Origin of the sequence: Methylobacterium phyllosphaerae (assembly GCF_001936175.1) — a bacterium.
In the GTDB taxonomy this organism is placed as follows: domain Bacteria; phylum Pseudomonadota; class Alphaproteobacteria; order Rhizobiales; family Beijerinckiaceae; genus Methylobacterium; species Methylobacterium fujisawaense.
Genome location: NZ_CP015367.1, coordinates 2271839 through 2284111, shown reverse-complemented (window position 1 = coordinate 2284111; position 12273 = coordinate 2271839). Strand labels below are relative to the sequence as shown.

At 71.3% G+C, this 12273-nt stretch carries 11 protein-coding genes; 4 read left to right on the top strand and 7 right to left on the bottom strand.

Going from position 1 to position 12273, the window contains the following annotated elements; genetic code table 11:
- Window positions 1–12: 12 nt before the first annotated feature.
- Window positions 13–375 carry a DUF427 domain-containing protein gene (locus tag MCBMB27_RS10170; RefSeq protein ID WP_043380672.1) on the bottom strand — a complete coding sequence of 121 codons (363 nt, stop codon included), beginning with the start codon at window positions 373–375 and terminating at the stop codon, window positions 13–15.
- On the bottom strand, window positions 372–1262 hold the full coding sequence (locus tag MCBMB27_RS10165) for a methyltransferase domain-containing protein (protein ID WP_043380670.1): 891 nt from the start codon (window positions 1260–1262) through the stop codon (window positions 372–374). Before MCBMB27_RS10165 ends, MCBMB27_RS10170 begins: the two co-directional genes overlap by 4 nt.
- A 158-nt stretch (window positions 1263–1420) precedes the next feature.
- On the opposite strand from MCBMB27_RS10165, the gene MCBMB27_RS10160 reads away from it, so the two are divergent.
- Complete coding sequence (locus MCBMB27_RS10160) at window positions 1421–1666, top strand: hypothetical protein (RefSeq protein ID WP_043355746.1); 246 nt, start codon at window positions 1421–1423, stop codon at window positions 1664–1666.
- Between the two features lie 30 nt (window positions 1667–1696).
- Window positions 1697–2458 carry a ComF family protein gene (locus MCBMB27_RS10155; protein ID WP_053610664.1) on the top strand — a complete coding sequence of 254 codons (762 nt, stop codon included), beginning with the start codon at window positions 1697–1699 and terminating at the stop codon, window positions 2456–2458.
- A 36-nt stretch (window positions 2459–2494) separates the two neighbouring features.
- On the opposite strand, the gene MCBMB27_RS10150 is transcribed toward MCBMB27_RS10155, so the two are convergent.
- Complete coding sequence (locus MCBMB27_RS10150; RefSeq protein ID WP_075380346.1) at window positions 2495–3088, bottom strand: GNAT family N-acetyltransferase; 594 nt, start codon at window positions 3086–3088, stop codon at window positions 2495–2497.
- 295 nt (window positions 3089–3383) lie between these two features.
- On the opposite strand from MCBMB27_RS10150, the gene zapE reads away from it, so the two are divergent.
- A complete protein-coding gene (gene zapE, locus MCBMB27_RS10145; RefSeq protein WP_075380345.1) occupies window positions 3384–4616 on the top strand; it encodes a cell division protein ZapE in 1233 nt (410 codons plus the stop codon).
- Window positions 4613–7570 (top strand): response regulator, encoded by a 2958-nt coding sequence (locus MCBMB27_RS10140; RefSeq protein WP_170861822.1) that lies wholly within the window; start codon window positions 4613–4615, stop codon window positions 7568–7570. The genes zapE and MCBMB27_RS10140 overlap by 4 nt, the downstream gene beginning before the upstream one ends.
- A 93-nt stretch (window positions 7571–7663) precedes the next feature.
- Here MCBMB27_RS10140 and ubiB read toward each other — a convergent pair whose 3' ends face one another.
- The 4 genes from ubiB to MCBMB27_RS10120 form a co-directional block, all read right to left on the bottom strand.
- Window positions 7664–9226 (bottom strand): 2-polyprenylphenol 6-hydroxylase, encoded by a 1563-nt coding sequence (gene ubiB / locus MCBMB27_RS10135; protein ID WP_043345888.1) that lies wholly within the window; start codon window positions 9224–9226, stop codon window positions 7664–7666.
- 31 nt (window positions 9227–9257) lie between these two features.
- A complete protein-coding gene (gene ubiE / locus MCBMB27_RS10130) occupies window positions 9258–10043 on the bottom strand; it encodes a bifunctional demethylmenaquinone methyltransferase/2-methoxy-6-polyprenyl-1,4-benzoquinol methylase UbiE (protein ID WP_043345890.1) in 786 nt (261 codons plus the stop codon).
- 113 nt (window positions 10044–10156) lie between these two features.
- Window positions 10157–11266, bottom strand: coding sequence for a 3-isopropylmalate dehydrogenase (gene leuB / locus MCBMB27_RS10125; protein WP_075380343.1), 1110 nt, complete (start codon window positions 11264–11266; stop codon window positions 10157–10159).
- Between the two features lie 100 nt (window positions 11267–11366).
- Entirely contained in the window at window positions 11367–12095 is a 729-nt protein-coding gene (locus MCBMB27_RS10120; RefSeq protein WP_043757808.1) for a carbonic anhydrase, read from the bottom strand.
- Window positions 12096–12273: the final 178 nt, after the last annotated feature.

Sequence of the window (12273 nt, the reverse complement as noted above, 5' to 3'; positions counted from 1 at the left end):
CGGGTGACCGGCTCAGTCCTCCAGCGTGATGGCGTCGACCCGGTCCGGATAGAACGCCACGTGGTCCCGGATCGCCGCGACGGCCGGGTACGGGTCCCCGTAGCTCCAGACCGCGTCGGGGCGCCGGGTGCCGTCGACGACGAGGTCGAAATAGTGGGCGTCGCCCTTGTACGGGCAGTGTGTGGTGCGCGACGAGGCGACGAAGCGATCGGCCCGGATGTCGCTCCGCGGCACGTAGAAGACTGGCGGATACTGGGCCTCCTGCAGCCGGAGGGCGTTCCGGCTCTCGGCGACCGCGACACCCGCCACGACGACGCGGACGCGGCGGGGCTCGGGCTCGATGGTGATCGGGTGGTCCGGTCCAGGCACCTTCATGGCGTGCTCCCTCCTTCGGGCTTCAACTCGACGGTTCCGAGCGCGTCGGCGAGGCGCGTCTTCGCGGTCCCGGGCCGAAGCGGCTTCTGCTGGGTCTCGTGCGGGACCCAGCCCGAAAGCCACAGCACCTCGAAGGTGGCCCGCACGCGCCCATCCGGATCCGCGAACCGCTCGGCATAGATCTCGGCCGTCCGCAGGAGCGTCGCCCGCCGCAGCGGCGTCCGCCGCCGCTCGGTGAGCACGTTGGTCATGCCCATGGCGCGCAGATCGCGCATCAGGCCGAACGGATCGGCGTAGCGGACCGTCAGCGTATCGGTATCGGCCACCGGCAGGGCGAAACCGGCCCGCTGGAGCAACCCGCCGGCCTCACGCACCGCCGCGAAGGGCGCCACGCGCGGGCTGATCCCGCCCTCGACCTCGCTCTCGGCCTGGGCGAAGCTCTGGCGCAGCTCGGTCAGGGTGGCGCCGCCGAGCAGGCAGCCGAGGAACAACCCGTCCGGCCGCAGGGCGCGGCGCAGCTGGATCAGCGTGCCCGGGAGGTCGTTCACGGCGTGAAGGCTCAGCAGCGAGACGGCGAGGTCGAGGCTTCCGGCCGCCAGCGGCAGCGCCTCCGGGTCGCCGACGATCAGGCCGCCGCCCGTCTCGGGCCGGGCCGCGAGACGGAGATGCCGCGCCTCCGGATACCGGGCCGCGAGCATCCGGGCCGCCACCGGGACGGGCGTCGCGAGGTCGAGCACCGAAGTGAAGCGGCGCAGGACCGCCCCCAGGCGGTCATCGAGATCCTCGGCGAGCCGATCGACGAGGAAGCCCGCGTAGCCGCGGCCCTGGGCTCGGGCGAGGCGACGGCGGGCGAGGGCCGTGTCGAACAGGGCGGAGGGAGCATCCATCGCGGGGGAGATGGCATCTGAAGCCGTCCCGCGCCACCTCTCGCACGGCCGCGCGCACGGATCCGTGAGCCGCGCTAGAATGTCGGAACGACTCGGCAGCGTCGCTGTTCCTGCTGCAACCGGCTTAAACGGCCGAGATTCGTCATGGAGCATTGATCATGAAGCGTATGCTCGTCGGGGCCGCCGTGGCCCTCACCACCCTCGCGGCCGCCGGCGGTGCCGAAGCCAAGGGCTGCATCAAGGGCGCCATCGTCGGCGGCATCGCGGGGCACTATGCCGGCCATCACGGCCTCGTCGGCGCTGCGGCCGGCTGCGCCATCGGCCGTCACCGCGCCAACGCCCGCGACCGCCAGATGCAGCAGCAGCAGATGGCGCCGCAGGCGCGCCCGGTCTCGGCCCAGTAGAGGCGCGGATTCGGGCGGCGCGTCCGCCGCATGACGGCTCTCGAGGCCGTCGCAAGGACCCTGCGCGGACTGCCGCGCGGGGTCGTCTCGCTGATCTATCCGCCCACCTGCGCGGGCTGCGGCGGCGCCACCGCGGATCCCGGCGCCCTGTGCCCGGCCTGCTGGTCGAGCCTGCGGCTGATCGAGGAGCCGGTCTGCCAGCGCTACGGGACGCCGTTCGCGGTCGATCTCGGGGTCGGCCCGCTGCTCTCACCCCGGGCGATCGCCGAGCCGCCGGTCTTCGAGCGTGCCCGGTCTGTAGCCCTGTACGACGCGGTGGCGCGCCGCCTCGTCCATCGCCTGAAATACGAGGACCGCCTCGATCTGGCCCGCGTCATGGCCCGGATGATGGCCGCGAGCGGCCGAACCCTGATCGCCGACGCCGATTGCGTGGTCCCGGTACCGCTCCACCGCGGACGCCTGTGGCGCCGGCGGTTCAACCAGTCCGCCCTTCTGGCCCGGGTGATTGCCCGATCGGCCGGGCTCCCCTTCGTCGCCACGGCGCTCGTGCGCGTCCGCGCGACGCGGTCCCAGGTGGGTTTGAGCCGTGCGGCCCGCGCCGAGAACCTGAGCGGCGCCTTCCGCGTGGCAACCGCCGAACAGCACCGGATCCGCGGGCGCCGGATCCTCCTCGTGGACGACGTCATGACCACCGGCGCGACTGGCAACGCTGCCGCTCGGGCATTGCTGCGCGGCGGGGCCCGGTCGGTCGATCTCCTGACCTTCGCGCTCGTCGGCGACGCCGCCGGGTGAGCGCGCGGGCTCTCCGCGTGGACGGCGCTCACGGATTCAGGCCGGGGGCCGCATCTGCTCCGGAAAGCTTGCCGCCAGGGTGAAGTCGAAAGCCTCCGCGATCCCTTCGTACCAGAGGGAGAACGGCGTCGGACGCGCGAGGTGGAGGGCGCCCTCGATCTCACGCCCCTCGTGCTGGAGGGCCGCCCCGTGCTTGGCCGCGAGCCGCAGCATCGGTCCGTTCCCCGACAGGCAGCGCACGTGCAGATCGACGACGCCGCGATGCCGCGCCGAGCTCGCGATCCGCGCGAACAGGGCGGCGCCGATGCCGCGCCGACGGAATGCCCGCTCCACCGCGAAGGCCGCCTCGGCATGCGGCCCCAGGACGTAGCGCGAGGCACCCGGTCCCATGGGCCGCAATTCGCCGAGGCCGCGCAGCGCACCACCCACGAACGCGCCGTACATCACGCCCTCGGCGGTCAGGGCCTGCGTGGCGTAGGCCCTGACCCCGGCCTCGCTGACATTGCCCATGAAGCGGCTCGCCCGGGTCTCCGGATCCAGCCGCAGGAAATAGTTCAGGACCGCCGTGCGGTCGGCCGGCCACAGACGGCGGACGGTGTGGGCCAGACCCTCGAAGGCTTGTGCCGCCATGATGAAGCTCCGGTTCGTGCGCGGTGCCGCGCAGGGAGATCCGGACGCTCCTCCCAAAGACGGAGCGGATCTCGCATCCTCAAAGTCGTTGTGCAATGCAGCGAAACGCTTGGCTGACCCTCGGCGGATCTGCCATGCGCAGGGCCGATGGGACGCTTTCCTGCGACTGTTCAGCCGCGGGGTTGATTCAGGCCGAGCTTGCGCGGCACTGGAACAGGTCCCGGGTCGTTGACCGCCGACGCGGGCGCGGGGGGTGCCGAACCGGTGCCGCGACCAGCAGCGAGGAACCGGCGGCGTGAACGACAGATCCGGCAAGCACATCGCCCCGTCGCCGGCGGCGCGGGCCAGCGCGGTCTCGCCTGGGCCGGTCCACGAGCGCTACGAGGCCCTGGTCGCCACCGGGGCGATCGAGCGCGATCCGGCCCAGGGGCATCTGGTGCGCGCCCTCGACCGCTTGGTCCTGGACCTGCAGCGTCGCAAGCGCGCCAGCAAGACGAGCGCCCTCGGCTGGCTGTTCCGGCGCAAGGACGAAGCCGAACCGATCCGGGGCCTGTACGTCTGGGGCTCGGTCGGGCGCGGGAAGACCATGCTGATGGACCTGTTCCATGAGGCGGCCCCCGAGCCGAAGCGGCGGGTCCATTTCCACGGCTTCCTGGCTGACGCACACGAACGCATCCACGCCTATCGGCAGGCGCTCAAGGCCGGCACCGTCAAGGGCGACGACCCGATTGGGCCGGTGGCCGACCAGCTCGCCGACGAGGCGACATTGCTGTGCTTCGACGAGTTCACCGTCACCGACATCGCCGACGCGATGATCCTGGGTCGCCTGTTCAACCACCTGTTCCGGCGGGGCGTCACGATCGTCGCAACCTCGAACGTCGAGCCGGACAGGCTTTACGAGGGCGGGCTGAACCGGGCGCTGTTCCTGCCGTTCGTCGCGACCCTGAAGGAGCGCGTGGACGTCGTCCGGCTCGACGCCCGTACCGACTTCCGACTGGAGAAGCTCGGCGGCGCGGCCGTCTATCACGTTCCCGCCGACGCCAAGGCGCGCGCCGCCCTCGACGCCGCCTTCAAGGGACTGACCGGAAAGGTCCGGGGCCTTCCGGCGACGGTCACGGTTCACGGCCGGGCCGTGGAGGTCCCCGAGCAGGCGACCGGCGTGGCCCGGTTCGGTTTCGACGATCTCTGCCGCAAGCCGCTCGGCGCCTCCGACTACATGGCGCTCGCCCGCGCCTACCACACGGTCATTCTGGACGGGATCCCGGTCATGGCAGAGGCGGACCGGAACGAGGCCAAGCGCTTCATCACGCTGGTCGACACGCTCTACGACCGGCACGTGAAGCTCGTGGCCTCCGCGGACGCCGACGCGCAGGAGCTCTACACCGCCGAGAGCGGCCGCGAGGCCTTCGAGTTCGACCGGACCGTCTCGCGACTCATCGAGATGCGGTCGCGGGAATACCTCGCCCAGCCGCACGGCCGGCCCGATTCCGAGGCGTCGGGTGCCAGCACCGGGCTGGTGGAGACGTGAGCGCCCCGTCTCGCGTCGGATCGATCTTCTCCTTGCGTCGGCGGAACTGGCGCAGCGCCGGCCCGCTCGGCTGGCTCCTGGGCTCCCCGGCGGCGTTCGTCCTGCTGGTCGTCGCCCTGGGCAGCGGCACGGCGAACTACCTCACCGGCGAGGCCGACCGGACCGCGACGGCCCACGCGAACGACACCGTCGCCGGGATCGAGCGCCTGATCTCCGAGGTGAAGGACCTGGAGACGAGCGAGCGGGGCTTCGTCCTGGTCGGCAGCGAGGATTACCTCACCCCCTACACGAGCGCCCTCACCAAGATCGAGACGGAACTCGCCGGCCTCGGCTCGGCCGCGCAGGATCCGGTCCGCGCCGGCGGCCCCTCGCTCGCCGGACTGATCGCGCAGAAGCGGGACTTCGCGGCCCGGGTCGTGGCGGCGCGGCGCAATCAGGGGTTCGAGCCGGCCATCGAGCTGGTCCGCACCGGCGAAGGCAAGCAGCTGATGGACGCGATCCGCGCCGAGGCGGCAGCCCGTCAGGCCGCGACGCTGGAGCGTCTCGCCACCCTTCAGGCGATCGAGGGTTGGCGCGGGCTCCTGCTGTTCCTGCTCTCGGGGGCGGCGGCGCTGGGCGCGATCGTGCTGCTCGCCCGCCTCGCTCTGGTGCGCCGGCAGGAATCCTTGCGCATGTCGCGCCTGCTCGACGGCGTGCTCGCCAACGCGCCGGTGGGCCTCGGCTTCCTCGACCGCGACCTGAAGATCCGGCACATGAACCGGGCGCTCGCCACGATGAGCGAACGCGGCTTCGGGGCCGATCTCGGCGCGCCGATCTGGGCCATGCTTCCGACCCTCCGGGAAGAACTCGCCCTGAAGCTCGCCGCGGCCCTGAAGGACGGCCTGGTCTCGCCGAACGTCCCGGTGGCCGTGCCGGCTCCCTCCGCTCCCGGCGGTGTCCGCCACTTCTCGATGAGCTTCTACCCGCTCCGGGGCGTGGAGAGCGCCTCGACCGATGAGAACGTGGAGGGCGTCGGCCTCGTCGTGGTCGACGAGACCATCCGCCATTTGGCCGAGGCCCGTCTGCGCCGCAGCGAGGAGCGGTTCCGTTCGCTGATCGAGGCCAGCGCGGCCATCGTCTGGACCGCCAACCCGGAGGGCAGCCTGCACCGACGCCAGGTGGCCTGGAGCCGCTTCACCGGTCAGGACGAGGCCGCCTATGCAGGGCTCGGCTTCCTGGATGCGGTCCATCCCGAGGATCGCCCGCACACCCGGGCCGCGTGGTCCCGCGCCCTGAGCAGCCTGGAGCCCTACGCGACGGAGCACCGGATCCGCGCGGCCTCCGGGGCATACCGGCACATGAGCGTGCGCGCCGTTCCGATCCTCGAATCCGACGGCACCCTGCGCGAATGGGTCGGGACCCATACGGACATCACCGAACGCAAGGAGGCCGAGGCCGCCATCGAGGCGGCCCGCGCCGCCGCAGAGGCCGCCAACGCCGCCAAGAGCCAGTTCCTGGCCAATATGAGCCACGAGTTGCGCACCCCGCTCTCGGCGGTGATCGGCTATTCCGAAATGGTGCAGGAGGAGCTGGAGGATATCGGCGAGGCCGACTTGGTCGCCGACATGAAGAAGATCGAGACCAACGCCCGGCACCTCCTCGGCCTGATCAACGACGTGCTCGACATCTCCAAGATCGAGGCCGACCGGGTCGAGGTCTACGCCGAGGATTTCGACGTCGCCACCGTGGTGCAGGAGGTCGCGGTCACGGTCGAGGGTCTGATCGCCAAGAAGGGCAACACCCTGGTGCTGGCGCTAGAGGCGGATCTGGGCAGCGCCCACACCGACGTCACCAAGCTGCGCCAGTGCCTGATCAATCTCTTGAGCAACGCCGCGAAGTTCACCGAGAACGGCCGGATCACCTTGTCGGTCGCCCGGGTCGACACGACGATGCGCTTCTCCGTGACCGATACCGGGATCGGGATGACGCCGGAGCAGGTGGGGCGGCTGTTCGAGCGCTTCACCCAGGCCGACGCCTCGACGACGCGCCGCTTCGGCGGGACCGGGCTCGGCCTCGCGATCACCCGTGCCTTCGCCGAGATGCTGGGCGGCGCGATCGCCGTGGAGAGCCGGCAAGGGGAGGGCACCACCTTCACGCTGACCCTGCCGGTCCGCTTCGAGACCGGTGCGGCGGAAGAAGCGGATGCGGACAGCGCCGCCAGTCCCGGCGAACGCGGAACCATCTTGGTGATCGACGACGACGCCGCGACCCGGGATCTGCTCGCCCGCTTCCTGGAGCGCGAGGGCTTCTCGGTAACGGTCGCCGAGGACGGGCGGCGGGGGCTCGATCTCGCCCGCAGCCTGCACCCGCGGGCGGTGCTCCTCGATGTGACCATGCCGCAGATGGACGGCTGGGCAGTGCTGCGGGCCATGCGCGCCGATCCCGAGATCGGCGCGACACCGATCGTGATGGTGACGGTCCTGGACGAGCAGAACCTCGCCTTCTCGCTCGGCGCCACCGACTACCTGCAGAAGCCGATCGACTGGGGAAGTCTGCGCCAGATCGTCGACCGCTTCCGACCTACGGCCGGTAGCGGGCCGATCCTCGTCGTCGAGGACGAGGCGGACGTTCGGTGCCATGTCTGCGCCTATCTCGAGCGCGAGGGCTTCCCGGTGCGCGAGGCCGAGAACGGCCTGCGCGCCCTCGCGACCCTCGAGTCGGAACGGCCGTGCCTGATCCTGCTGGATCTGATGATGCCCGAGATGGACGGCTTCGCCTTCCTGCGGGCGCTCCGGGCGCGCCCGGACAGCCGCGACGTGCCGGTGGTCGTGCTCACCGCCAAGGACATCACGGCCGAGGATCGGCGCCGACTGGCCGGTCAGGCCGACCGGGTGCTCGCCAAGGGATCGACCGGTCTCGGCGAACTTGCCCGGGAATTGCGGGCCCTGGTCCCGACGATGGACGGCGCGGACTGACCGGAAAACCGCAACACGAGCCGGGCGAGCCGACCCGGCAGCGCCCGACGGGACCGTGCGATCACCCCCGTCGCGCGGACCCGCGATGCGGGTTCACCCCCCGCGGAACGCCAGCATCAGCGCCCCGGCGGCGATCGCCCAGAGAGCCAGCGTCGACCAGATCGCCCGATAGCGTTCGTTGCGGGCGAAGCGCTCCAGGCGGCGGGCATCGCCCGTTCCGGCCTCGTCGAGGCGCACCAGCACGCGCTTCAACCGCATGGCGAGATCCGGAATATCGCCGACCACGTCGGAGACCACACGCAGGGCCTCCAGGCCGCTCTGCGCCCGGCCGACCGGGCCCATGTTGCGGGCGATCCAGGCGCGCACGACCGGCTCGGCCGTGGTCCACATGTCGAGCCGCGGGTCGAGGGAGCGGGCGACGCCCTCCACCACCACCATGGTCTTCTGGAGCATCACCAGCTCGGTGCGGGTGCTCATGTCGAACAGGGCCGTGACGTCGAACAGCAGGGTCAGGACCTTGGCCATCGAGATCTCGTCGGCCCGGCGCTGGTGGATCGGCTCGCCGATCGCCCGGATCGCCTGCGCGAAATCCTCCACGGAATGGTGGGCCGGCACGTAGCCCGCCTCGAAATGGACCTTCGCCACCCGGCGATAGTCGCGCAGGATGAAGCCGAGCAGGATCTCGGCGAGGAACCGGCGCTCGTTCGGGCCCAGGCGGCCCATGATACCGAAATCCACCGCCACCAGGCGGCCCTCGGCGTCCACCAGCAGGTTCCCCTGGTGCATGTCGGCGTGGAAGAAGCCGTCGCGGATCGCGTGCCGCAGGAAGCTCTGGATGACGGTCCGCCCGATGGTCTGCGGGTCGTGCCCCTGGGCGGCGATCTCCGCCGCGCTGTGCAGGCGGGTGCCCTCGATCCACTCGGCCGACAGCACCTCGCGGGCGGTCAGCTCCCATTCGGGCTTCGGCACGCGGAAGTCGAGGTCGTCCTTGGTGTTCTCGGCGAGCTCGGAGGCGGCGGCCGCCTCCAGGCGGAAATCCATCTCCATCAGCACCGAGCGGGCGAGGATCTCCACGACTTCGCGGGGACGCAGCCGCTCCGCCTGCGGGGACAGGGCGTGCACCACCCGGGCCATGAAGCGCATGACCTCGAGGTCGCGCATGAAGCGCTCGCGGACGCCCGGCCGCATCACCTTCACGGCCAGCGCGCGCTGCGTGCCGTCCGCATCCTGGACGATCGCCTTGTGGACCTGCGCGATGGAGGCGGCGGCGATCGGTTCGCTGAACGACACGAAGAGCTGACTGACCGGCTTGCCGAGCGCCGTCTCGACGGTGCGGAGCGCGACCTCCTGCGGGAAGGGCGGCACCCGGTCCTGCAGCTTCTCCAGGTCGAAGGCCGCCCGCATGCCGACGATGTCGGGCCGCGTCGCCAGGAACTGCCCGAACTTGACGTAGGACGGGCCGAGGCGGGTCATGGCCGCCGAGAGCCGAGCGGCGCCGTCGTCGAGACCCGGCCGCTCGAGGGAGCGGCCGAGCCGCAGGGCGAGCCGCAGATGCGGCGGCAGCTCCGCGGGATCGGCGAAGGCGAGGGCGCCCTCGCGGGCCAGCACGAAGCCGACCCGCGCGCCGCGGAACAGGTTGATGGCGGCGCTGATCACCGGTGCTGGCTCCCGTCGCGCACGGCGGCGGTCAAGAGACCTTCCAGCCCGAATGGATCGCCACGATCCCGCCCGTGAGCGGCCGGTCGGTGACGTGCCGGAAGCCGGCACGCTCGATCATGCCCGCGAAGGCGCCGCGCGTCGGAAACTTCCGGATCGATTCCACGAGGTAGCGATAGGATTCCGCGTCCCCGGCGACCCGGGCGCCGATGCGCGGGATCACGTTGAAGGAATAGGCGTCGTAGATCCGGTCGAGCAGCGGGATGTCGACGGCGGAGAATTCCAGGCAGAGGAAGCGCCCGCCGGGCTTCAGCACCCGCCGCGCCTCGGCGAGCGCCGTCTCGATCCGCGGCACGTTCCGGATGCCGAAGGCGATCGTGTAGGCGTCGAAGGTCGCGTCCGGCAGGGGCAACGCCTCGGCGTTCCCGGTCACGAACGCGATCCGGTCGCCGGCCTCGTCGAGCTTGCGCTCCCGGGCCCGCTCCGCGCCGACGCGCAGCATCGACTCGTTGATGTCGAGAACCGTGACCCGGGTGCGAGGGCCGCCCGCGGCCAGGACCCGGAAGGCGACGTCGCCGGTGCCGCCGGCGACGTCAAGATGCGCGAAGGCCCGGTTCTGGGAGGGCCGCAGCATCGAGACGAGCTGCGCCTTCCAGGCCCGGTGCAGGCCCGCCGACATCAGGTCGTTCATGATGTCGTAGCGGCGGGCGACCGAGTGGAAGACGCTGTCGACGCGCCCCTGCTTCTCGTCGAGCGCCACGCGCTCGAAGCCGAAATCCGCGCTCGCGCGCTCAGACGCCCCGTTTCCGGCCTTCATGACGCTCCCATTCCTCGATGGGCGCGTCATAGCGAAGGTCGGGCCCGGCCGCCATGCGTCGAAACACGCGGCTGGGGACCGACCCCGATGCTGAGACGCGCCGAAGTCCTGTCTCAGCCGACGCGTGCGCGGAGCGCGTCCGCCACCGCCGCCGCCATGGCCCGGGTGCCTATCGGGTTCGTGCCCTCGCCGGCGATGTCGGCGGTGCGCGCACCGCCCGACAGGGCGTCGGTGATGGCGCCGTCGAGGGCGTCGGCGGCGTCGCCGAGGCCGAAGGAATAGCGCAGGCACATGGCGAGCGAGCCGATCATGGCGATCGGGTTCGCCTTGTCCTGGCCGGCGATGTCCGGGGCCGAGCCGTGGACCGGCTCGTACAGCGCGCGCCGCAGGCCGCCCGCATCGACCGCGCCGAGCGAGGCGGAGGGCAGCATGCCGAGGGAGCCGGTGAGCATGGCGGCGATGTCGGAGAGCACGTCGCCGAACAGGTTGTCGGTCACCAGCACGTCGAACTGCTTCGGCCGGCGCACCAGCTGCATGGCGCAGTTGTCGGCCAGGATGTGCTCCAGCTGGAGGTCGGCATAGTGCTCCGCATGGACCTTGGTGACGACCTCCTTCCAGAGGACGCCGGACTTCATCACGTTGTGCTTCTCGGCGGAGGCGACACGTCCCGAGCGCTTGCCCGCGAGGTCGAAGGCCACATGGGCGATCCGCTCGATCTCGGCCGTGGTGTAGACCTGGGTATCCACCGCCCGCTTGGAGCCGTCCTTCAGCACGGTGATCTCCTTCGGCTCGCCGAAATAGACGCCGCCGGTGAGCTCCCGGACGATCATGATGTCGAGGCCCTCGACCAGTTCCCTCTTCAGGGCCGAGGCTTCGGCCAGGGCCGGGTAGCAGATCGCCGGACGGAGGTTGGCGAAGAGGTCGAGTTCCTTGCGCAGGCGCAGCAGGCCGGCCTCCGGGCGGTTCTCGTAGGCGACGCCGGCCCATTTCGGCCCACCGACCGCGCCGAGCAGGATCGCGTCCGCATCCTTGGCGCGCTGCAGGGTCGCGTCGGCGAGCGGGCTGCCATGGGCATCCAGCGCGCAGCCGCCGACGAGGTCGGTCTCGGTCTCGAAGGTCGCGAGACCGGTCTCCTTGAGCGCCTCGAGCACGACCTGCATGCCGGCCGCCACCTCCGGACCGATCCCGTCGCCGGGGAGGAGCAGGAGCTTGTAGCTGGCCATGACGGTCTCGCGGGTTGGTCTCGACGTGCCGGCGGGCTTTATCGAGGCTGGCCCGTCATTGGCAAGGCGCCGGCTCGATCGTCGATGCGCCTGCGTCCTCTCAGAGGAGCGCGACCTTGCCGGTGGCGATGTCGTAGAAGCCGCCCACGACCTTCACCCGCTGGGCGGCGACGGCCTCCGCGATGATCGGCCCGGACTGCTCCAGCCGTCCGACGGTGTGCCGGACGTTCTGGGCGATGGCCTCGGCGAGGGGATCCTGCGCCCGGGCCTTCGCGGCCAGATCGACCGCGGGCCGAATCGCGTCGACCAGCACCGGGAGATGGCCGGGAAGCACCGCCTTGGTCCGCATGACGTCGATCGTCGCCTTCACGGCCCCGCATTCGGAATGGCCGAGGACCAGGATCAACGGGGCGCCCAGGACGGACACGCCGTATTCGAGGCTGGCGAGGCCGTCGGTGTTGACGAAGTTGCCGGCGACGCGGACGACGAACAGGTCGCCCGGTCCCTGGTCGAAGATGAAGTCCGGGGCGACCCGGGCATCGGCGCAGCCGACGATGCAGGCGATCGGATGCTGAGCCGCGGCCCGCGCCGCGCGACCGGCCGAAAAATCCCTGTTGGCGGGCGCGTTGGCCGCGTAGCGGCCGTTGCCGTCGAGCAGCCGAGCCAGAGCCTCCTCGGGCGTGATGGCCTTCGACCGAGCCCCGTCGGAGGCCGCTTCGGCGCGAAACGGCGGTGCGGACGCGCCGGCCAGGGTGCCGACGGCGACGGCCGTCAACAGGCCGCGCCGTGAGAGTCGCCGTGAGAGGGAGGGTCGATGCAGATCGCACACGCTTGGCGGTCCCCTTCGTCGTCCTTGCCGGCCGAGCCCGGCGAGCCGCTCGTCCCGGCAGCAGCGGGCCGAGCACTCCGGATCGTATCCCCTGCGGATCTTCACCGCCGAGTCCAAACTTTGCAGGAAATACTGGACCGAAGGGGCTGCGCCGGGCATCCCGAAGGCATGGATCCGG

Excerpts from the sequence above, each read along its gene's own strand:
- MCBMB27_RS10155 (WP_053610664.1), top strand. The coding sequence starts at position 1,697 with ATGACGGCTCTCGAGGCCGTCGCAAGGACCCTGCGCGGACTGCCGCGC.
- MCBMB27_RS10160 (WP_043355746.1), top strand. The coding sequence starts at position 1,421 with ATGAAGCGTATGCTCGTCGGGGCCGCCGTGGCCCTCACCACCCTCGCG.
- ubiE (WP_043345890.1), bottom strand. The coding sequence starts at position 10,043 with ATGAAGGCCGGAAACGGGGCGTCTGAGCGCGCGAGCGCGGATTTCGGC.
- MCBMB27_RS10165 (WP_043380670.1), bottom strand. The coding sequence starts at position 1,262 with ATGGATGCTCCCTCCGCCCTGTTCGACACGGCCCTCGCCCGCCGTCGC.
- leuB (WP_075380343.1), bottom strand. The coding sequence starts at position 11,266 with ATGGCCAGCTACAAGCTCCTGCTCCTCCCCGGCGACGGGATCGGTCCG.
- MCBMB27_RS10170 (WP_043380672.1), bottom strand. The coding sequence starts at position 375 with ATGAAGGTGCCTGGACCGGACCACCCGATCACCATCGAGCCCGAGCCC.
- MCBMB27_RS10150 (WP_075380346.1), bottom strand. The coding sequence starts at position 3,088 with ATGGCGGCACAAGCCTTCGAGGGTCTGGCCCACACCGTCCGCCGTCTG.